At 41.7% G+C, this 22,137-nt stretch carries 18 protein-coding genes and 1 riboswitch; of the genes, 10 read left to right on the top strand and 8 right to left on the bottom strand.

What is annotated here, in order from left to right:
• Positions 1–53: 53 nt before the first annotated feature.
• From ribB to nagB, 5 genes are all read right to left on the bottom strand, one after another.
• Entirely contained in the window at positions 54–707 is a 654-nt protein-coding gene (gene ribB, locus BT797_RS22865) for a 3,4-dihydroxy-2-butanone-4-phosphate synthase (protein WP_045109456.1), read from the bottom strand.
• A gap of 109 nt (positions 708–816) precedes the next feature.
• Positions 817–1,042: riboswitch (FMN riboswitch) on the bottom strand.
• 219 nt (positions 1,043–1,261) lie between these two features.
• Positions 1,262–1,603: a stress response translation initiation inhibitor YciH gene (gene yciH, locus BT797_RS22860; protein ID WP_006030229.1), complete on the bottom strand. Its 342-nt coding sequence runs from the start codon at positions 1,601–1,603 to the stop codon at positions 1,262–1,264.
• Positions 1,604–1,717: 114 nt separating this feature from the next.
• Positions 1,718–2,944: an ROK family protein gene (locus BT797_RS22855; protein WP_045109457.1), complete on the bottom strand. Its 1,227-nt coding sequence runs from the start codon at positions 2,942–2,944 to the stop codon at positions 1,718–1,720.
• Between the two features lie 2 nt (positions 2,945–2,946).
• Positions 2,947–4,083, bottom strand: a complete 1,137-nt coding sequence (gene nagA / locus BT797_RS22850; protein ID WP_045109458.1) for an N-acetylglucosamine-6-phosphate deacetylase — start codon at positions 4,081–4,083, stop codon at positions 2,947–2,949.
• A gap of 4 nt (positions 4,084–4,087) precedes the next feature.
• Entirely contained in the window at positions 4,088–4,897 is an 810-nt protein-coding gene (gene nagB / locus BT797_RS22845; protein WP_045109459.1) for a glucosamine-6-phosphate deaminase, read from the bottom strand.
• A 291-nt stretch (positions 4,898–5,188) separates the two neighbouring features.
• Here nagB and nagE point away from each other — a divergent pair, with 291 nt between their 5' ends.
• Positions 5,189–6,643: an N-acetylglucosamine-specific PTS transporter subunit IIBC gene (gene nagE / locus BT797_RS22840; protein ID WP_045109460.1), complete on the top strand. Its 1,455-nt coding sequence runs from the start codon at positions 5,189–5,191 to the stop codon at positions 6,641–6,643.
• A 655-nt stretch (positions 6,644–7,298) separates the two neighbouring features.
• Entirely contained in the window at positions 7,299–8,912 is a 1,614-nt protein-coding gene (locus tag BT797_RS22835; protein ID WP_052678260.1) for a methyl-accepting chemotaxis protein, read from the top strand.
• Positions 8,913–9,234: 322 nt separating this feature from the next.
• Here the strand turns inward: BT797_RS22835 and BT797_RS22830 are convergent, their stop codons facing one another.
• Positions 9,235–11,163 (bottom strand): RecQ family ATP-dependent DNA helicase, encoded by a 1,929-nt coding sequence (locus tag BT797_RS22830; protein ID WP_045109461.1) that lies wholly within the window; start codon positions 11,161–11,163, stop codon positions 9,235–9,237.
• A gap of 378 nt (positions 11,164–11,541) precedes the next feature.
• Here BT797_RS22830 and aqpZ point away from each other — a divergent pair, with 378 nt between their 5' ends.
• Positions 11,542–12,243, top strand: coding sequence for an aquaporin Z (gene aqpZ, locus BT797_RS22825; RefSeq protein ID WP_045109462.1), 702 nt, complete (start codon positions 11,542–11,544; stop codon positions 12,241–12,243).
• A gap of 13 nt (positions 12,244–12,256) precedes the next feature.
• Here the strand turns inward: aqpZ and BT797_RS22820 are convergent, their stop codons facing one another.
• Entirely contained in the window at positions 12,257–13,438 is a 1,182-nt protein-coding gene (locus tag BT797_RS22820) for a benzoate/H(+) symporter BenE family transporter (RefSeq protein WP_045109463.1), read from the bottom strand.
• Positions 13,439–13,568: 130 nt separating this feature from the next.
• Here BT797_RS22820 and BT797_RS22815 point away from each other — a divergent pair, with 130 nt between their 5' ends.
• From BT797_RS22815 to BT797_RS22800, 4 genes are all read left to right on the top strand, one after another.
• On the top strand, positions 13,569–14,174 hold the full coding sequence (locus BT797_RS22815; protein WP_244534305.1) for a helix-turn-helix domain-containing protein: 606 nt from the start codon (positions 13,569–13,571) through the stop codon (positions 14,172–14,174).
• A 195-nt stretch (positions 14,175–14,369) separates the two neighbouring features.
• Positions 14,370–14,909 carry a GNAT family N-acetyltransferase gene (locus tag BT797_RS22810; RefSeq protein ID WP_045109464.1) on the top strand — a complete coding sequence of 180 codons (540 nt, stop codon included), beginning with the start codon at positions 14,370–14,372 and terminating at the stop codon, positions 14,907–14,909.
• 66 nt (positions 14,910–14,975) lie between these two features.
• Positions 14,976–15,608 (top strand): type B chloramphenicol O-acetyltransferase, encoded by a 633-nt coding sequence (gene catB / locus BT797_RS22805; RefSeq protein ID WP_075473620.1) that lies wholly within the window; start codon positions 14,976–14,978, stop codon positions 15,606–15,608.
• A gap of 30 nt (positions 15,609–15,638) precedes the next feature.
• Complete coding sequence (locus tag BT797_RS22800; RefSeq protein WP_045109466.1) at positions 15,639–16,058, top strand: GNAT family N-acetyltransferase; 420 nt, start codon at positions 15,639–15,641, stop codon at positions 16,056–16,058.
• Positions 16,059–16,101: 43 nt separating this feature from the next.
• Here BT797_RS22800 and BT797_RS22795 read toward each other — a convergent pair whose 3' ends face one another.
• Positions 16,102–18,939: an FAD-binding and (Fe-S)-binding domain-containing protein gene (locus tag BT797_RS22795; RefSeq protein WP_075473619.1), complete on the bottom strand. Its 2,838-nt coding sequence runs from the start codon at positions 18,937–18,939 to the stop codon at positions 16,102–16,104.
• Positions 18,940–19,102: 163 nt separating this feature from the next.
• Here BT797_RS22795 and BT797_RS22790 point away from each other — a divergent pair, with 163 nt between their 5' ends.
• The 3 genes from BT797_RS22790 (at position 19,103) to BT797_RS22780 (ending at position 22,031) form a co-directional block, all read left to right on the top strand.
• Positions 19,103–20,008, top strand: a complete 906-nt coding sequence (locus tag BT797_RS22790) for a LysR family transcriptional regulator (protein ID WP_045109468.1) — start codon at positions 19,103–19,105, stop codon at positions 20,006–20,008.
• 57 nt (positions 20,009–20,065) lie between these two features.
• Complete coding sequence (gene nudC, locus BT797_RS22785; protein WP_075473669.1) at positions 20,066–21,004, top strand: NAD(+) diphosphatase; 939 nt, start codon at positions 20,066–20,068, stop codon at positions 21,002–21,004.
• 79 nt (positions 21,005–21,083) lie between these two features.
• Positions 21,084–22,031 (top strand): LysR family transcriptional regulator, encoded by a 948-nt coding sequence (locus BT797_RS22780; protein ID WP_045109469.1) that lies wholly within the window; start codon positions 21,084–21,086, stop codon positions 22,029–22,031.
• Positions 22,032–22,137: the final 106 nt, after the last annotated feature.

Below are 22,137 nucleotides of genomic sequence, written 5' to 3'. Positions count from 1 at the left end.
CGTTAATAGAAGCTAATAAGCGTAATCACAGTGCCTTTTCTTATTTAAAACGATTAACTGACTTGATCTAACTGTGCGTTACGATAAGTCACAATATCTTCAATCGTTAATACCGGTAAGTCGTGCTTTTCACCAAAAGTAATGATTTCTGGTAGACGTGCCATTGTACCGTCAGGATTGGTTACTTCACATAATACGCCAGCAGGTTTTAGCCCCGCGAGTTTCATTAAATCAATTGTCCCTTCGGTATGACCACGGCGCGTTAATACACCACCTGGTTGTGCGCGTAGTGGGTAAACGTGACCTGGACGTGCCAAATCACTTGGCATTGCATTATCGGCAATCGCGGCTTTAATTGTGGTGACACGATCCGCAGCAGATACGCCTGTTGTTACGCCAACGGCCGCTTCGATGCTAACTGTAAATGCCGTACCATATTGGCTTGAGTTATTCTCAACCATAGGTGCAAGCTCTAAATGCTTAACACGCTCGTCAGGTAGACAAACACAAACAATACCACTGCCTTCTCGGATCAGTAGCGCCATTTGTTCATTGGTAAGCGACTCAGCCGCATACACCATATCACCTTCATTTTCACGGTCTTCATCATCAACAACTAAAACCCCTTTGCCTAAACGTAATGCGGTTAGTGCTGTTTCAACACGCGTGATTGCGTCGCCAAAAGGGGAAAGTAAAGACTGATTCATGGTTTAAATCCTTAATATACAACTATATAAAATATTGGGTTCCAGAATCAGGGCGTACAGAATTAGAGGTGCGTGATTAATCATCTACCAAGGTAAATGTTAACGCATCTTATATTCTCTCTCATCCGGACTTAGACATATTCGTGAATATGTCATTACCGTCGGCTCTGGACTAGGCTATATGGCATAGCATTCACCAGATCTGCTGACCCTAAGTGATGACTTTATTAAATCATATGCCACTTAGGCGCTCGCGGGCTGAAATAGGTGACGAATAAATCGACCGCCTGATTATTACCGCCGGTGGGGAATTACACCCCGCCCTGAGAATTTAATCGATTAATGATCATGTGATCACCGTCGACAAGGTTATGTTGCCTTGATTTTATGCAAATGACAAGTGTTTAAAAGCTGACGGGGTGTACTGAAAAATCTAAGTAATAATATCGTGCAAACACCAAACTGTTGTTTGACATCAGATATAGAAATGGCGCTGTGAGTGAGACTCATAACGCCATTCTTTATATCGTATAAATTAATAAGAGCAATTGAAATTATCCGCCTGCGAGTTTCACAGTGTAGCCTTTCTTCTCTAAAAATTCTTTTGCCATGTCACGCTGATCACCTTGGATCTCGATGATAAAATCTTTGACACTGCCACCCACACCGCTTTTCTTTTTCAATTCTTTTGCGAGTGCTTTTAATTCTTTTTCGGGTAATTCTATACCGCTAATCGTCGTCGCACCTTTACCTTTACGGCCTTTTGTTTCGCGGCGGATACGTACAATGCCATCACCTTCAGGTGCAGTTTCAACTTGTTTTTCTTCTTTAATACGACCGCTTTCGGTTGAGAAAACCATGCGGATATTGTCATCGAAATGCATATCAATACTCATTAACAGTCAATAAAAGGGATTATAGCAAATAAAAGTAAAAATGATAACGCTAGAAGTGAGCCCGCTCCAACTGTATTCGTGAGTTTAGAGCGAATTTTTTACGCTGATGTTTCGTTAGTCATTATCATATTCATGAATGATATGATTGAGTAGGCTTCCTTCCAATAGTGCCTTGCGAACTAACGCCACACCGGCCATAGAGGGTTCATTTTGAAACTGTGCTTCGTTAATCACGACGTTGGGTACAAAACTACCTAATGCATGTTGTTGCACACTGTGTTCAATGATTGGGAAGATTAATTCTTTTGCTGCGACAATCTCGCCCTTGATTAACAACTTTTGCGGATTGAACAAGTTAACTATGATTGCGATTGCTTGACCGAGTAACTTACTCACTCGTTGTAATACTTGTACGGCTAATTCGTCACCGCTATTTGCAGCATTACAAATGCCTTCGATAGTTAAGCCCTCGATAGTGAGACTTGTTTCGTGGCCTTGATTAATTAATCCTGTTATCTGTTTAAGGATTGCTTCATTAGAGGCGATCGTTTCTAAACAACCATGGCTGCCACAATGACAAGGTAAACCGAGAGGATCAATGCGAATATGGCCTATTTCACCGACTTGATTATTGTAGTTGGTAAAAATTTTACCGTTATTAATAATACCAGAACCAACACCATCATGAACGGACAGTAATACACTGTCTTGGCAATCTTGCGCCGCACCAAAGTACAACTCAGCTAATGACAGAGATTGGGTGTGGTTGGCAATATACGCAGGAACACTAAACTCTTTGGTGAGTAGGCTTCCGAGTGGGATATCTTTTAGATTATGTTTTGGTAGATAGACAATTGTACCTGACTCTCGGTCGATCAAACCGGGTGACGTCACCGCAATAGCGATTAAGCGTTGTAAATCAGTATTGATATTAGCGTCAATGAAGTCGGCAATTTGTGCTAATAAAAATGGGATTACATCGTTGTCTGGTGCAGTGTCTAAAGCAACACGGTAAGTGGTGAGCTTCGTTCCTGCAATATCATGCAACGCGATGGTTAAATTATTACGACCAAGTTTACAACTTACAAAGATAAACTTTTCTATCTCGCAGGTCAGTGATATGGCTGGTCTACCGCCAGTCGAGGCTTGCTGTGCTACTTCTTTAATTAACCCTGCCGCCATTAATTGACGTGTCATCTTAGTAATACTTGCAGGCGCTAGCTCGCTTAATTTTGCTAAAGCGACCCGTGAAATTTGCTTTTTTTCATCGATAAGGCGATAAACAGAAGCGGTATTTACTTGTTTAATAAATTCAATATTGGCGACTGGGCTATGTTTCATAATTAGAAGCTTTTCACTTGTCCGTTTACAATCGTTTTGATAACGGTGAAGTCGGCATTGAAGGCTGTTAAATTCGCAACTTTGCCTTTTGCAATGCTGCCAAGTTTATCTGCTACACCAATTGCTTTTGCTGGGTATAGGTTCGCCATACGCAGTGTTTCTGCCAGCGGTAAGCCAACATGTTTCACTGTATTTTCAACTGCTTCGATCATCGTTAATGCTGAACCGCCTAGTGTACCATCGGCACCAACACATTTACCATCACGATAGAACACTTCCGTGCCAACAAAGTCAAAAGATTCGATGTTGGCCCCGGCTGGCGCAACAGCATCAGTCACTAAGACTAATTTTTCGCCCATTAATTTATGGCTCATACGTACATTAGCGTAATCGACATGGTGGCCATCAACGATAATACCGGCGTAAACGTCTTTATGATCGTAAATTGCGCCAACCACACCTGGGTCACGACCCGTAATCGAGCTCATGGCATTAAACAAATGCGTCGCAAAACGCGCACCAGCTTCAAAACCTTGCATGCATTCGGTGTACGTTGCGTTAGTGTGACCAACTGATACTAATATGTCTGCTGCGGTTAATTGTGCAATGTGTGTCGCGTCAGTATTCTCTGGTGCTAAGGTTACTTTGCTGATCACTGCACTGTTGGTACAGATATGGTCGATCATCGTTTGTTCACTGCGGCGAATAAGGTTAATACTGTGAATGCCTTTTTTCGCTGTAGACAGGTAAGGACCTTCTAAATGCAAGCCGAGTGCTTGGTTGCTGTGTTTTTCTAAATACGCCGTCATGGTATCAATCGCAGACTTCATTTCTGCATCGGTAGCCGTGATCAATGTTGGCAAGTAGCTAGTACAGCCAAAGCGCTCGTTGGTTTTTTGCATAATTTCAAGGGTGTTAATACTGATATCAGTATTAAACAATACGCCACCACAACCATTCAGTTGCAAATCAATAAAGCCAGCTGTTAAGCTTGCACCTACAAGGTCAATACGTTCGATATCTGTTGGGCAATCTGCGATAGCAACCAAGTCATGAATGTATTCACCATCGACAATTACACAGTGCTCAGTTAGCACACTGTCGTTTGTGTAGATAGTACAATTAGTGAGTGCATACATAGAGTTACTCCGCAATAAAGCTTTGAATGTTTTCCGCTTCTAGTTCTTTAAAGTAGCGTACCGTTTTCACTTTTAATTCCATCGTTGCAGGCTCGTCACACGCAATAATTGATTTAGGGTGTAACTGTAGCGCAGAAATAGTCCAAAGGTGGTTTACACTACCTTCAACAGCGGCTTCAAGTGCCTGGGCTTTATTGTGACCTGTGATTAACACCAAGATTTCTTGTGAGTCTAATAGTGTGCCGACACCAACGGTCAGTGCTAATTTTGGCACTTGGCTAATATCGTTGTCGAAGAAACGTGAATTAGCAATACGTGTATCTTCTGTTAGTGTTTTGATGCGTGTGCGTGAAGCCAGTGATGAAGCTGGTTCGTTAAATGCGATGTGACCATCAACGCCTACGCCACCCATGAACAGATTAATTTGACCGTAGCTCTTCATTTTATCTTCATAACGCTGGCATTCAGCATCCAGATCGTCAGCATTACCATTCAGTAAGTTAACGTTTTTATCTTGAATGTTTACGTGATTGAAAAAGTTGCTGTACATGAATGTGCGGTAGCTTTCTGGGTGATTTTTATCTATACCTACATATTCATCCATGTTGAAAGTAACAACGTGTTCAAAACTAACTTCACCTTCAAGGTGTAATTTGATTAACTCTTTATAAGTTGTGAGTGGAGTACCGCCTGTTGGTAGACCTAATACAAACGGCTTGTTTGCAGTTGGATTGAATGCATTAATCTTGTTAGCTATATAAGCAGCGCTCCAGCGACCAACTTGAGCAGGGGTAAGTAAAGGAATTAATCTCATGCGATACTCTCTATAATTTTTTGGTTGTGAACTATTCTTTTTTTTAATTGTAAATTAAGTTTTAAGATCCAGCTATCAAAACTTGCCTTTTTCTGCTCAAATCGTTGAAATAGATCACACTGCAGGGAATTAAAAGCGAATTAGGTTTGTCATCATGGCTATCTTACTTTACATTACAAAATAAGTTGTGTGGTGAGCGAAAAGTATGTTCTTTTAATGAAACCGAAACAGTTTTATAACAAGAATAAAACATTTATTTGGATTTTAAACTTAAACGAGGGAGATGGCTGTATGTTTAGCTATTTGCAAAAAATTGGTCGTGCACTGATGGTTCCGGTGGCAGTTCTACCTGCTGCTGCGGTATTAATGGGTATTGGTTATTGGATTGACCCAGTCGCTTGGGGCGGTGAAAATATGCTTGCAGCATTTTTCATCAAATCGGGTGCTGCGATTATTGAGAACATGTCATTACTGTTTGCTGTTGGTGTTGCTTACGGAATGTCAAAAGACAAAGACGGTTCAGCCGCGCTTGCTGGTCTTGTTGGCTTCTTAGTGGTGATAACGTTACTTTCACCGGGTTCAGTTGCTGCAATCCAAGGTGTGAGTGCTGACCAAGTGTCTGCTGCATTCGGTAAAATCAATAACCAGTTTGTTGGTATTTTAGTGGGTGTTATCACTGCTGAACTATATAACCGTTTCAGTGAAGTTGAGTTGCATAAAGCGCTGACCTTCTTCAGCGGCCGTCGTTTAGTGCCAATTATTACTTCTTTTGTCATGATGGGCCTGTCATTTGTACTGATGTACATCTGGCCAATTATTTTTGATGGTCTGGTTACTTTTGGTACTAGCATTAAAGATATGGGGCCTACTGGTGCTGGTATCTACGCGTTCTTTAACCGTATGCTGATTCCGGTTGGTCTTCATCATGCACTTAACTCAGTATTCTGGTTTGATGTTGCAGGTATTAATGATATCCCTAACTTCCTTGGCGGTGCAAAATCACTTGCTAATGGTGCTGCAACTGTGGGTATTACTGGCATGTATCAAGCTGGTTTCTTCCCTATCATGATGTTTGGTCTACCAGGTGCGGCGCTTGCATTCGTGCATACAGCTAAGCCGGAAAATAAAGCGAAAGTAATGTCAATCATGATGGCTGCTGGCTTTGCAACATTCTTTACGGGTGTTACTGAACCACTTGAATTCTCATTCATGTTCGTGGCGCCAGTTCTATTCGTTCTACACGCATTCTTAACGGGTGTGTCTGTATTCATCGCTGCATCTATGCAGTGGATTGCAGGCTTTGGTTTCAGTGCGGGTCTGGTTGATTTAGTATTATCATCACGTAACCCACTAGCAACACAGTGGTACATGTTGCTTGTTCAAGGTGCTGCATTCTTCGTAATTTACTACGTTGCATTCCGCGCTATCATCATTAAGTTTGACCTTAAAACGCCAGGTCGTGAAGACGCCGGTGAAGAAGCGGCTGCTCCTGCTAAAGCGGGTAAGGCTTCACACGTTGAAGTTGCGGCTAAAGTTTTCGAACTTGTTGGTGGTAAAGACAACTTAGTACATGTTGATAATTGTGCAACACGTTTACGCCTTGACGTTAAAGATTCATCACTAGTAAACGACGCAGAACTTAAACGTCACGTACCAGGTGTGATCAAGCCAAGTAAAACAGCGGTACAAGTTGTAATTGGTCCACAAGTTGAATTCGTTGCTAACGCACTTAAAAAACTTGTTTAATATCCTTGCCATGAGATTAGCTATTTTGTAGTTAATCTTTAGGTACAAAAAGGGCGATACATTTAATGTATCGCCCTTTTTTTATCAGTGTGATCTTATTCTCAAGCGGGTCTTGGTTATTCAACCTTAACGTCGTTTTCGCATAAATATTGAGTTTAATATAGCACTGTTGAATCTATGTAAGGTATTGTTATTTATAAAGATTGTAAAAAACCCTTTGACAGTGTAAATATTGCAGGCATCATGTTGAGTCAGGTGAAATACCTAGAGCATTTAAATTAAATCAAGAAAAAAGGATGAGTAATGAAACATCACTGCAAGATATGAATAGTATTTTTATTATTGACGATAGTGGGCTGAAGCTCCCACCCTGTACAATTAACATACATAAAAGAAATACTTTAAGTGAATATGAAAAATTACCACGAGCCATGTTAGTGCGCATAGTTTTGCATTATTCGGCGTTATACCTATAAGCTTTACTACTCGAGAAGTTAGAGCTCGTAATGAATTCTTACGTATTTCGACATTATTGACCCCTCGGTATCATCAAAATATATTTGGACACTAATAGGTCCAATTGTTCGGTTCACACTAGAAGCAACCCAATAAGAAAAATATTAAGACACGCGTTGTCTAAACATGAGTGCATTAAATGATCAAGTTAAATACCTTAAAAAGACGTTTTGCTGCTTTATCCGGGATAGTTGTTATTCTTATGATAATAAATGGTGCTTTCCCTGCTAGTAAGTTAAATAATATAGAAAATTCTTGGCATGCCTATCACCATAATGTTGTAAAACGCCAAGAACTGTTAATGGAGATCAAAGAAAATTTTGGTTATGGTGGTTTAATCCATAACTTTAAAAACTACGTTCTTCGTGCAACGCCCAAGTATGCAACGCGTGTGTCACAACGATATCTAGCTGTATCGCAACGGATAGCGGAATATCGTACTATTCCATCACTCAGTAAAGAGGAGCGCAAGGCGCTTGATAATATTGAGGCCGTTGCAAACAAATATCGAAATATGCTGGAAGTCATTATCCCTATGGTTGAGGGAGGAAAATCAATCACATCTATTGATTCGATAGTAAAGATCGATGATGCTCCCGCATTGACCGCTTTTGACATTCTCAATGGTCATTACCATGACTTGAGTTCTTCTACGATAGAAAATATGGAAAGTGATATTGCAATGGCTAAGAGGGTCGTCATAGGCACTGTTTTTCTGATAACAGTGCTCCTTACCATCGGCAATTTCCATATGTACCGCTTGACGGTCGTGCGGATAATACAGCTGAAAAATGCCATTGTACGCTCTAATAATAATCGCGACCTTAGTGTGCGTTCAAGTATCAAGGGCAGCGATGAAATTACTGATACGGCAGAGGCATTTAATGAGTTGATGAGCGCTACACAACAAGCCATTACATTATTTTCAGCATCTGCAGATGAAGTTGCTGTAGCGGCTACTCAGCTCTCAACTTTATCGATTAACACTAACCAGTTAATGGAGCAACAACAGAATGAAACTGAGCAGGTTGCCACTGCGATGAATGAGATGAGTGCAACCGTACAAGATGTGGTAAACAATATATCAAATGCCGCTAATTCAGCAAGAGAAGCTAATGATATTGCATCAAATGCTGGAGGTGTCGTATCCGAAAGCATAGTCGGGATTGGTTCTCTAGCAGATCAAATTGGATACACTGCGGGCGTTATAACGCAGCTGGAAAATGAGACAACAGAAATTAGTGTCATTCTGGATGATATTTGCGGCATTGCGGATCAAACCAACCTTCTTGCACTTAATGCTGCCATTGAGGCTGCGCGCGCTGGAGAGCAAGGTAGAGGTTTTGCAGTAGTTGCTGATGAGGTACGTAATTTGGCACAAAGAACACAAGGTGCAACAGAGAAAATTCAAAAATTGATTATTCGATTGCAAAACGGAGCAAAGGATTCCGTGCAAGCGATGGACTCAGGTAAAAACCAATCGTTAGTGTGCGTCAATCAAGCTGGAGAGACAGGAAGTGCGTTTGATAATATTATTCGTACTATTGGAAACATATCTGACATGACTCAACAAATTGCTTCTGCATCCGAGGAACAAAGTGTGGCCACTGAAGAGATGAATAGAAACATTATTAATATTCATCAAGCCTCCGAAAAAACATCTTCCAGTTCTAATGAGATAGAGCAGTCTTGTCAGCGCCTAGCTACCCTATCATCAGAGCTAAAAGAGACGGTAAATAAGTTCCAGGTTTAATCATATCTAGTCAGAGCTATTATACATTGGAGTTAATAAAACAAAGGACCGTTTGCAAAAAGGATTCACGAGCACGCTTTTCTTGAAAGCGTGCCTTCGTTCGGAGGGGCAACTACAGACTGAACGTGAACGAGCAGCAAAAGACCAGCGTTTATTGATTATGCATATTCCGCCAGTTTTCGCATTGACTCACCAATAATCGTTTTTTAGCTAAACTCAGCAGTGATTTTTGATCAGTACCTTTAGGGCCAACAAAGCCATGAGACCAGCGCATTTGTTTCAGGTAATTGTCACCGTCTGCTTCTGAGTTAACCCGACGTTGTTACTCAAAATAATTCGCTTCGGATATGTTAAGTAATGTCAGCACTTGCTGATAAGGATAGGCTTGCAGCGCGGCAAAATTACTGATCTTCTTGGCTTTCATTTTCATGAATAGCGGGGTACTTATGCCGGATAAGAAACGCGTGATTAATACTGGCGTAGGCTGTTTGTCGCAAGCATTAATAAACGCTTGGCTTAGTTCGATAACTTGCTCTATCGATAGTGGAGGCATGCTGGCAGGTTGTGGCAATTGTGCAATACGTCCTTGACAGACAGAGCAAGTTCCGCATTTTTCTGGTGCATTCTTATCACCAAAGTAAGTCGATAAACCTTTACTCAAGCATTGTGAACTCTGAATATATTGGCCTACCGCATGCACGCGTTTAATTTCACTTTGTTCTTTATGCGCAAATTGTTGATGCAGTGTTTCGGCTAATTGCTGACTATCAAAACGTGAATTCAATATCTGATATACATCAGTCATTAACTTGCTTTCAAGGACGATATTATTGCGTTCATGTAAAAATTCTAACGCGGTGATCACACGGCTCCGCTGTTCTTGATAACCTTCACTCATTCGTTCAAAGTTAACTGTTGCCCAAGTGCGTTTCGCTGGTGATGCGTTAAATATTTCTTCAATAAACACGCGTTTTTCATCAGTGAACTGGTTGAGTATTTGCGCCGGATCGTTTAAAAATTTAAAGCGGTACTCGGCAAAATACGAATACAGTGGCTTGATGATGCCTTGCATTTCTAAATACACCAATAAGGTTTTTAATGGGGCTTGGCGTAAGTTGCTGCTCATCGATAACCCGTATAAAGTATGTTCCCATTCAGTCCCGGCTGCTTGGATCTCGGCAAGTACCGTTTCAATGCCATTGAGCTCGGGTGTATCACCGTAAACGAAGTTTTCGAGAATACTTTGGTTATCTAGATTCGCTAATACCAAACATTGTGAATCATTACCGTCACGACCCGCACGGCCAATCTCCTGACTGTAGTTTTCGATGGATTTAGGTAAATCAAAATGCACTACGTTACGGATGTTGCTTTTATCGATACCCATCCCGAAGGCGATGGTTGCAACAATACAGTCAATGCCATTACGCATGAAGTTTTGCTGCACTTCTTCGCGTATCTCGGTAGGCATGCCTGCGTGATAAGCCACGGCTTCAATACCTGTTTGTTGCAGGGCACTGGCTAGTTCTTCTGCGGTTTTTTGCAAGGTGACATAGACAATTGATGCTTGTCCGGCCTTTTTACCTAGCCAACGAGTTAGCGCATGCAGTTTTTTGTCTTGGGCAATAGGATGCATTAATAAGCTAAGGTTAGCGCGATGAAAACCTGTTTGTATAATATCCTCTGGCTTGATATTAAATTTGGTTTCCATGTCTTTAATTACCGCAGGTGTCGCGGTTGCCGTCAATAACAAAGCTTGTTTAATGTTTAGCTCTTTTTGGTATTGCGGCAGTTTTAAGTAATCGGGGCGGAAGTTGTGTCCCCATTCTGAAATACAGTGGGCTTCATCGATCACTAATAATGAAATCGGTACTTGCTTGATGAATTTACGAAAGCGCTCATTCTTCAAACGTTCAACCGAGATCATTAAGATCTTTACTTCGCCCTCACGAACTTTTGACATGGTATCTCTAACTTCATCGACTGACATGCTCGAATCAATTTTAGCGGCTGCGACGTTATGTTTCTTTAAAAACAATAACTGGTCTTGGATTAGGGCTAATAGCGGTGAAATAACCAAGGTCAAATGAGGTAAGTGTAAGGCTGATACTTGATAGCATAATGATTTACCTGAGCCCGTTGGAAAGATGGCTGCACTTGAATTGCCACTAACAATACTGTTAATGACAGCTTCTTGGCCTTCTCTAAATTGATCATAGCCAAAATAGTGTTGTAACGTCTGGTGCAGCATATCTGTCTCTCGTATTATGAAACCAAAGGGCGGTTGAGCAGGGGAGTATATAGTTTTTTGTTGAAAAAGTGATCCTGTAGATGGGGAAAAAATAGTTGCAATGCTATATTTTTAACAGTAAATCACGATATTACAGGGGGGGATTATGACGTATAAGCAACAATTTGGAGCTGATTTCCTATCAAACGTTTCATTATTCATTATTCATTATTCGTTATTCGTTATTCGTTATTCGTTATTCGTTATTCGGTAATGGCGGTAATTGTAAGTGGCTAGTTGATGCTGGGTTAATACGGCAAGGGTAATTAATATGGGCGCAAAACTGGCATTTTAGACTATGCTCAATTAATGTTTTGATACTATTATATGGATTTAATCATGACGTTAACAAAAAAACTGGCTGCTGAGTTTATTGGCACATTTTGGTTAGTTCTAGGCGGTTGTGGTAGTGCTGTGTTAGCCGCTGCATTTCCAGATGTCGGTATCGGATTATTAGGGGTGTCACTGGCATTTGGCTTGACCGTATTGACTATGGCGTTTGCGGTAGGGCATATCTCGGGTTGTCATCTAAATCCTGCAGTGTCAATCGGGCTTTGGTCTGGCGGTCGTTTCTCTGGCGCAGAGCTTGGACCTTATATTTTTGCGCAAGTATTAGGGGGGATTGCTGGTGCTGCGACCTTATATGTGATCGCGAGTGGTCAAGTTGGTTTTGATGCTTCAGCTGGTTTTGCATCAAACGGTTATGGTGAACATTCTCCAGGTGGTTATACGTTAGTTGCGGCATTAGTGACAGAAATAGTCATGACGTTCATGTTCTTAATTATTATATTGGGTGCAACGGATAAACGCGCACCACAAGGTTTTGCACCGATTGCAATTGGTCTTGCTTTAACCTTAATCCACTTAATCAGTATTCCAGTAACCAATACCTCGGTTAACCCTGCTCGTAGTACCGGTGTAGCTATTTTCCAAGGTGACTGGGCATTGTCGCAGCTATGGTTATTCTGGGTTGCACCGATTGTCGGCGCTATCTTAGCGGGTATCGTTTACCGTTGGTTTGAAAGCGAAGATACAGCTTAGATACCTATTTGGTTTATGCTTTAACGGGCACTGATTTTTTCGCTGTTACTAGCCCTGAAATAACTATGGTTATTAACCCTGCCACAATCCCCCATAATGCTGAGCCAATATGCCACAAGGTAAAATCAGATGCGGTGACTAAAAAGGTCATAAGTGCTGCATCTTTGTAAGGTGATTCAACAAAAGCCTGTTGTAAACTACCGCCAATCGTAGAGAATAGCGCTATCCCTGCTAATGCATATATCAAGGCTGACGGCATGGATTGAAACAAGGTCATAAGGCTGAATGCACAAACTCCCATTAACAAATAGAACGCTCCCGCACTCACCGCAGCCCAATAACGTTTTTTAGGATCTTGGTCGACCTCTTCTGACATACAGATTGCCGCAGTGATCGCCGCTAAATTAATACCGAAGCCACCAAATGGTGCAATAAGCATATTTGTCATGCCTGTTACCGTCATTAATTTAGATACAGGCGTGTGATAACCGTGGGCTTTTAAAATAGCGATACCGGGCATGTTTTGAGTCGCCATAGTGACCAGAAATAAGGGTAAACCGATATTGATTAACGCGGCTAAATTCCATTCCGGTTCAATATAAATAAGTTGGCCGACCCCCCATTCTAAATTTGGTACGACAAAGAGTCCTTGCATCGATGCAGATGTCATTCCTACCATTAAAATCGCGAACATGGAAAATCGCGGGATCAATGATTTACAGACTAAGTAGGTAATAAACATCAGGCCGACAAGCAGTGGGGACTCATTCATTACATTAAATACATCAATGCCAAATGACAATAAGATCCCAGCTAGCATGGCACTGGCGATTTGTAAGGGCACGCGATTCATTAACTTTTCAAATAAACCGGATATACCTGACAGGGTAATTAAGCACGCTGAGAAAATAAAGGCGGCAACGGCTTCATTAATGCTAAAGCCTTGGGTACTAGTGATCAGTAATGCTGCACCGGGTGTTGACCATGCGATTAACAAAGGGGTGCGATAATAGATTGATAGGCCAATAGAGGAGATCCCCATACCAAGCCCTAGCGCAAAGACCCAACTTGATATCATCACTAAGTCTGCACCGAGATTCGAAGCTGCTTGGTATATTAAAGCGATAGAGCTGGTAAAGCCGATTAAAGAAGCAATAAATCCCATGTTTATTCTATTTAAAATTGTGCTGGTCATTGTCACTGCTTCTCCAATTATCGATTCTGTGATAAAGTGCCCTGTGCGCTATAGCGCACGTACCTATCGACAAAGTAGCACTGTATGTTATAACGCACAAGTCTAATTTTAATAAATTTTTACAAAGAAAGTGATTACAAACAGAGTTATCATAAAGGACATTATTATCAATATTCATGCATCTTTAGGCTCGCGCCTTAAAACTGCGCGTACTAACAAAGGCTGGAGTTTAGACAAAACCAGTCAATACACCGGCGTATCAAAAGCCATGCTAGGCCAAATTGAGCGCGGAGAATCAAGCCCTACCGTGGTGCGGTTATGGAATATTGCCAATGGCTTTGAGTTGCCGCTCTCTTACTTTCTGACTGATTTGGCACAAACACTGCCAGCTAAAACATCGATAAATAAATTGGAAAATAGCGAGCAAGATATTCACATCTTGACACTTTTTCCTTATGACGCTCTGACTAAGATTGAAGTGTTCCAGATCACGTTAGATCCACAGCGTTCGCATATTTCGGAACCGCATAATACGGGTGTAGTTGAGCATATTATTGCTGTTGACGGTACGATGGAATATTTTTTAACTCTGGCTCATGCTGGCATTGAACAGGAATGGCATATTTTGAAGCAAGGGGAGAGTGTTAAGTTTAATGCTGACCAGCAGCACGGTTACCGCAATATGACGGGGAAGCCTGTGACTATCCACAATATTATTAGTTACCCCCAAGCCTAATTAAACTGAAATAAGCGAACGATAACCGAGTGTCCACCTTCGAGTATTCGCTTACCATCTGGTATGGAAAATATTTTATTAAGGCCTAGATCAAGGCGGCTCTCTTTTTTATGCAACTTTTTCGTATTTACCTTGTTTGAGGTATTAATAAATCCTAGTATAGAGAAATATTAATTATCTATAGGTAAGAGAAAAATGTTCACATTAAATGTTGCTCCTGACTTACAATTAGCGATTGTGCAGCCGTCATTCGCTCGTCGCTATTTAGATATTGTTACGGCGGAGCGTGCGTATTTATCGAAATGGTTACCGTGGGCGACTAATGCCGATAATGAAGCCTTCTTCCTTGAGTTTGTCCGTAAATCCTTGCAAGGATATGCAGAAGGTAAGTCGATGAGTTGTGCGTTGGTTTATCAGCATACCGTGGTGGGTAATATCAGCTTTAACCATATTGATCAAAATCTTAAAAAAGTTGTGGTTGGCTATTGGTTAAGTGAGAAATACCAAGGCATGGGCATAGTGACGAAAGCGGTGAGTTTTTTAATTGAATACGCATTCTCTGAGTTAAGCATGGACAAAGTCGAGATATGTGCCGCTGTCGACAATATCGCAAGTCGTCGAGTATGCGAGCGTTTGAATATGGCGTTAGAGGGTATTATTAGTAACGCTGAAAACGTTAATGGCGAGATAGTCGATCATGCGATTTACGGTATTCACCGTACAGATCTGCGTTAAAATTATCAGATTAATACATGATTAAAGACAGAGACAAAGAGAAAGCAAAAGCAAAAGGGACCTCGGTTGAACAATTATTTTGAAAGCCCATTTGTGGGTAAATCGCTAAAAGAACAGGTGACAAATCCAAATATTATTGTTGGTGAACACAGTTATTATTCTGGCTATTATCATAATCATAGTTTTGATGATTGCGCGCGTTATTTATTACCTGATCGCACTGATGTTGATAAGCTAATTATCGGAAGTTACTGTTCTATTGGTTCGGGTGCTGTGTTTATGATGGCAGGTAATCAAGGCCATCAACATCAGTGGGTCAGCACCTTTCCGTTCTTCTATCAAAGTAATGAAAACTTTGCAGATGCAAAAGACGGCTTTCAACGTGCTGGTGATACTGTGATTGGTAATGACGTTTGGATTGGCACCGAAGTTATGATCATGAGTGGTGTTAGAGTGGGTGACGGGGCGATTATTGCCAGCCGGGCTGTGGTGACTAAGGATGTTAAACCTTATGCTATCGTCGGCTCAAACCCAGCCAAACACATTCGTTATCGATTTACCGAGCAGAAAATTGCGATATTACTCGAGATCCAATGGTGGGCGTGGACGGAAGAACAGCTGAAAGGTGCAATGCCGCTTATGTGCTCAGAAGATATCGACGGATTACACCGTTATTGGCAAAACCAAGTGCGTAGTTAGGGATTCCGATTATATGAAGGTAACGACTATATGGAAATAGCAGAATACTCACCGCAATATTTACCGGCGTTACGTGCGCTTTACATGGTATCAAGGACCTCTACTTTTACTTGGTTGGATAGCTGTGGTTATCAGTTAACAGACTTTGATGCGGATACTATCGATGAAGCTATTTATTTAGCCATTACTGGCGATAAGGTTTTGGGATTTATTAGTGTGGATGAACCGGACAACTTTATCCATCATTTGTTTGTTGCCGATGATGCGCAGGGCATGGGGGTTGCTTCTAAATTACTCACCATGCTGACAGAGTTGAATGGTCGACCGCAGACGTTGAAATGTATGGTTGAGAATGAAAATGCTAAGCAGTTTTATCTTGCTAAAGGGTTTGTTGAAGTCGGTAAAGGTACAGGGATTGTGGGGGATTATCTGGTGTTACGAAATGAATAAGCAGGTCATCGACCTGCTTATCTATTACTACTAAACCGACCTTCTAACTAACACGCTTTTCACTCACTTTATCTACAAGATATAATATCGAACGGTATTCAATATTACTGTGCTCGGATAAACCAATCTCACAGGTTCGGCTATTCGAATAACCCTCACTGCAATTACTCGGTACTTGATGTGCTAATGGTGACAAGGCCGATGCGTTTAATTCTGGTGTGGTAAAGCCTTTATCACCAGCAAAACCACAGCATTGAATGTCTTCAGGAATAATCACTTGTTGCGCACAAGCACGACTGACTTTTTCCATCACACCCGCTAAACCTTGCTTACGTGAGGTACAGGTAATATGTAACATCACAGGCTCTGGTTGCGGGATAATATCAACATGCTGCATCACGAACTCCGCCACAAAGCGGAAGGGTTCATAGATGGCAATGTCTTTGGTCATCAGTTCAATACTGGTACTCGCACACGGGCTAGTATCCATTAATACCGGTAATTTACCTTGCTCTGATGCTTCCCATAATGCGGCTTCTAACTGCGTTGATTTACTCAAGGCTGTATCCACAAAACCTTTACTCTTATACGGCATTCCACAGCATTTTTCTGATAACTTGCTTGGCATCACCACTTCGATACCGGCTTTTTGTAATACAGCTTGCGTCACTTCAGCAAGTGGGCGGTTATCTATGGCATGCTTCGCTGTGCCCATATTGCGTGCTGCACAACTTGGGAAGTAGACGACTTTTTTATGCGTCAGCCCATCATTGGTTAATAACGTCACTTTACCTGCGGCTTTCGGCATACTCGGCGTCCATAACGCTACTGTTCCACCACTGGCTTTATGCGTTGCTTTAGTGACAACACGCATAGCCTTGGATCCTAAAACAGTATGAATACCGTTAGCCACACTTAATCCAGCCTGTGTTGCACTCGTTAGTCCAGCAAAGTGATCGCTACTCCAACGTGCAATGATATTGGCGATCGGGGAATGTTCTTGGCGTAACTTGCGAATAAGATCTCCGGTATTAATATCCACTGGACAACGTTCTGCACATAAACCTGTCGCGGCGCAGGTATCAATACCTAAATATTTAAATGACTTTTCTAACTCAGCAAGACGTGTAGGCTCTTCTTGGCTGCGTTGTAAACGGCTGATCTCACGGTATACGGTATTACGTTGTCGGGGCGTTAATGATAATTCTCGTGACGGGCAAACGGGTTCACAGAAACCACACTCAATGCATTTATCAATAATTTCGTCTGCTGCGGGCATTACTTTTAAATCGGTAATATGGCTGTCTTTATTATCATTTAAGATCACACCTGGGTTTAAAATTCCCGTTTTATCAAAGATGCGTTTGATCTCTTGCATCAAGGCATAACCTTCGCTGCCCCATTCAAGCTCGACATACGGTGCCATATTACGGCCAGTACCGTGCTCGGCTTTTAATGAACCTTGATACTCGACCGCGACTAACTGCGCCACATCGTCCATAAAGCCACTGTAACGGTTAATTTCTTCTTCTGTTTCGAATGCTTGGGTAAATACAAAGTGTAAGTTACCTGCTAACGCATGACCAAAGATGATTGCTTCATCATAATGGTATTTTTTAAATAGGATCTCTAAGTCACGTACTGCTGCGGCCAATTGTTCAATAGGGAAGGCTACATCTTCGATGATTACTGTTGTACCCACTTCACGTACCGCGCCCACAGCGGGGAATAGCTCTTTACGGATTGCCCATAATTGATTATAGATCTTGGTATCGGTACTAAACTCAACCGCTTCAGTAGGATTAAATTGATTAATCAACGTGCTGATTTCAGCGATTTGTTGATTTAAAGATGTTTCGTTCTCAGCGTGGATCTCAACCAATAATGCCGCGGCTTCGGTATTGTGTTCAGCGGCAAGTCGGGTAATAAACCCTGGCATCCCAGGTTTGTCTGCAACTGAATTTAAGGCACGATTATCCATTAACTCTACAGCTGCAATACTAGTGTTAGCAAGTGCACTCACTGCTAAACAGGTCTGTTCAATATCGGCAAACAAATAAAGGCCAGTGGCTTTAAAACTATGGTCGATCACCGTATTGTAAGTGACATCAGCAATGAAGCCTAACGTGCCTTCCGAACCAATAAACAAATGCTGTAATACATCAATTGGATCGCTGTAATCGGTTAATGAGTTAAGGCTATAACCTGTGGTATTTTTAAGGCGATATTTGTGGCGGATTTTGTCTGCCAATGCGGTGTTGTCTTTACACGCTTGCGCGAGATTAGTGAGATCATTGAGCATCTCTTTATGACTAATTTTAAATCGCGCTACACTATAGCTATCCAATGTATTCAGTACCGTACCGTCGGCAAGTACAACGGTCATACCCGCTAAGGTTTGATAACTGTTTTGCGCTGTACCACAGCACATACCTGATGAATTGTTTGCAGCAATACCACCAATTTTACAGGTGTTGATAGAGGCTGGATCTGGACCGATCTTACGTTGGTAAGGGGCTAAGATCTTATTCGCTTCGGCCCCGATAATACCGGGTTGTAACCAGATCTGTTCGCCGTTGTTTAATACTTTATGTTCACGCCAATCAGAGGTAAGCATGATAAGTACTGAATCTGATAAGGCTTGACCAGATAAGCTAGTGCCTGCCGCGCGGAATGTCACTGGAATTGCCATGTCATAGCAAGTCTTAATTACTAATATCACTTCGTCTAAGCTGGCAAGTTGTAAGATTAATTTTGGGATTAAACGATAAAAGCTGGCATCCGTACCGTAAGCGAGTGTTAGTGTTGGGTCGGTAATAATTCGTTTTATATCAATGGATTGTCGTAATTTATTAATGAGTTTGTGGTAAGGGTCAGACATTGCGGCTCCTAATAATACGGCTATTTTATTTTTATTTTGTTGTTAATGTGCCACATTATATTTATTTAAATTTAGTTTTACATCCTAATGGCATAGTACCGAACTAGCACTATTTGATATACTAGCCCGATTACACATGACTGTTTCATAAAGTGGACCAATAATGCGAAGTACCGATGATTTTTTAATTTTTTATCACCTAATCGAACAAGGTTCTTTTAGCAAAGCGGCTGATATTGTTGGTTTAACTAAGTCTGTGGTGAGTAAACACATTACCCGTTTAGAAAAAGAGATGGGGGTGCAACTGATCTTTCGTACCACGCGTAAATTAACACTAACGGAAGCCGGTAAAGTATTTTTTGAACATGCCAGAACCATTTACCAATCGGTGCAAGGTGCGGTTGATGCGATGAATGGGCTCGGGGATAGTTTATCCGGCTCTATTCGGTTAACTGTACCTACAGTGTCTGGTGAAATTATTTTAGCCGAAGCAATTGCCGATTTTAGTGCCAGTTATCCTGATATTCATGTACATATGGACTTAGATAATAGCTTTGTTGATTTAATTGATAACAACTTTGATTTAGCTATCCGTACTGGTGCGTTACAAGATTCTAGCTACATTGCTCGCCGCCTCGTGCAAGCACAATGGGTGATCTGCGCATCACCAATCTATTTAGCTAAAAACGGTACACCGAAGCGCCCGCAAGATTTAGATAAGCATAATTGTTTAGCTTACAGTCAACAGGAACGCGGCGCGAATGAGTGGTTATTTAAAGGGCGTGAAGAAGACTACAGCGTCAAAATATCAGGTAATTTCAGTACCAATAACTCAGCCGCATTACGTAAAGCTGCGTTATTTAATTTAGGCTTGATCTACGTACCAAAAGTGCTGGTGGCCGATGATTTACAAGCTGGTACCTTGATTGAAGTATTGCCAAAGCAAGTAGCTAAATCGCTAGGTATTTATGCGATTTATCCGTATACCAAACTTCAGCCGTTAAAAGTAAAGCTGTTTATTGAACATATTTATCAGTTTTATCAACGCCAAGCAGATAACTTTAGTTAAGCGTTGATGAAAAACACATGCAAATAAAAAGATAAGAAAACAGCAAGGATGATAATGATGCTTAAATACAGTGAGATGTTACTTGATCGTGCATCTAATCAACGTAAAAGCCCCGAGTGGTTAGCGAGTCAAAAGAATAATAACAGCCGCTGGGTATTAACCCATTCAGACCAAAACTATTTTAACCAAGTAGATAACGCGCCCTTGTTTTTAACGCTTGAGATTGTCCAACACCTTGATTTAGAAGCCGCTGTGTTTTTAGGACTTGATGAAAAAAATGGTAATACGCCTTATTTTGCGTTGGACTTAACCCATGTTGATGAGGCATTAGTTGCTGTATTTTTGGTCGAAGGTGAATTTGGCGACCTGCGTAAAGTTGCGGTGATACTGGATAACCAATCGGCCTCATTAATGGCTCTGGCGCGTGGTTTATGTTTTTGGCATCGCTCGCATTGTTTTTGTGGCCGCTGTGGCAGTGTGAATAAGTCTGAACCTGCCGGACATGCGCGATTATGTACGAATCTAGATTGTCAGCATCAAACATTTCCACGTACCGACCCTGCCGTTATCATGATTGTGCGAAAGCTCTTTGCAGATGGTATTGAGCGGTGTTTGCTAGGTCGTCAAGTCGAATGGCCAGAAGGTGTGTACTCGACCTTGGCGGGATTTGTTGATCCCGGTGAAACATTAGAAACTGCTGTTGTCCGAGAAGTACAAGAAGAGTCGGGTATTACCGTGACGAATGTACAATATGTAGCTTCGCAACCTTGGCCATTTCCATCTTCTATCATGCTTGGCTTTATTGCTGATGCCAGTAGTGATGATATTCAGGTTGATAAACAGGAAATTGATGATGCCCGCTGGTTTTCTCGTGCTGAATTACAATCGTTTGGTGATTGGGGCGATGATGCTCCTGGTTTTAAAGTACCAAGAGTTGATTCAATTTCGCGTTATTTAATTGATCACTGGGTTAGTTTAGGGGATAAACTTTTGTAGTCGTACAGTTCGTTGCGTCGTTATAAGACGGCATATATTCCATTAAATACAGGCTTTCCGCGTAATCACAGGCAGATAAATGAAAGAGTTTTTACAGCACAGAGCTTATCAGATCGTATTTTTTAATGCCTTGGCTACTAGCGGTAGCCTAACTAAAGCGGCAGAGATGCTTAAAGTGTCGGTCTCCCATGTGAGTAAGCAGCTTCATAGTTTAGAAGAAGATCTGGGTGTGCAGCTGATTAATCGCAGTACCCGAACTCGAACCCTGACTGAAGAGGGTAAGCGTTATGCGGAATACAGTGCCCAAATAGTCTCCCTTATTCAGGAGGCTGATACTTTGGTGACAGATACCCGAGATGAAATTTCAGGTCATATTCGCCTCGCACTGTCGCGCTCTTTTGCTACTCTGCATATTATTCCGGCTTTAGATAAGCTGCAAAAAAAATATCCTCAACTCACTCTAGATGTCAGCTTGTTCGATCACAAGGTTGATATGTTGGCGGAGGACATTGATCTCTGGGTTACCACTTATGAAGACATTAGCGAAGGTTATGTGGCTCAGCGTATCGCAGATACCCGCTTCTTGTTACTTGCAGCCCCCGAATATTTGAAGGCTTATGGTACTCCGCAACATCCGGATGAGCTGACCCAGTACAATTGTGTGACTTACCACAGCAAGAGTCGTAGTTGTAATCATTGGTCTTTCGCCAGAGAAGACGAAGAATTTAGTATCAGTGTCTCGGGTAACTATCGTGTCAACCTTGCCGAAGCGGTTAGAGATGCACTTATTGCTGGTAAAGGCGTCGGCTATCTTGCCAGTTATCTGCTCACCGATGAACTGGAAACTGGCAAACTGGTGCAGCTGTTACCAGACTGGCGCGCTAATCAAAAGATGCCAGCCTATGCCGTCTATCCGCGTAATAAGCATTTGCCAGCCAGAGTGAGAACGGCCATTCATTTCTTGAAAGATACCATAGGCCATCCGCCATACTGGGATAAAGCATTAGCTAAATGGGCCAAATTTTGAATCAGGGAATTACCTAACTTGGGTATACATGTAGACGTTTTCTGTATGGAAAAGATGTTTCAACTAAAAGCCTATGGGACGACTGATTTATATTCTCTATTATAGC

Origin of the sequence: Moritella viscosa (genome assembly GCF_900120065.1) — a bacterium.
GTDB classification, from domain to species: domain Bacteria; phylum Pseudomonadota; class Gammaproteobacteria; order Enterobacterales; family Moritellaceae; genus Moritella; species Moritella viscosa.
The sequence above is the reverse complement of the archived record's forward strand: the minus strand, read 5'-3'. Positions and strand labels throughout refer to the sequence as shown.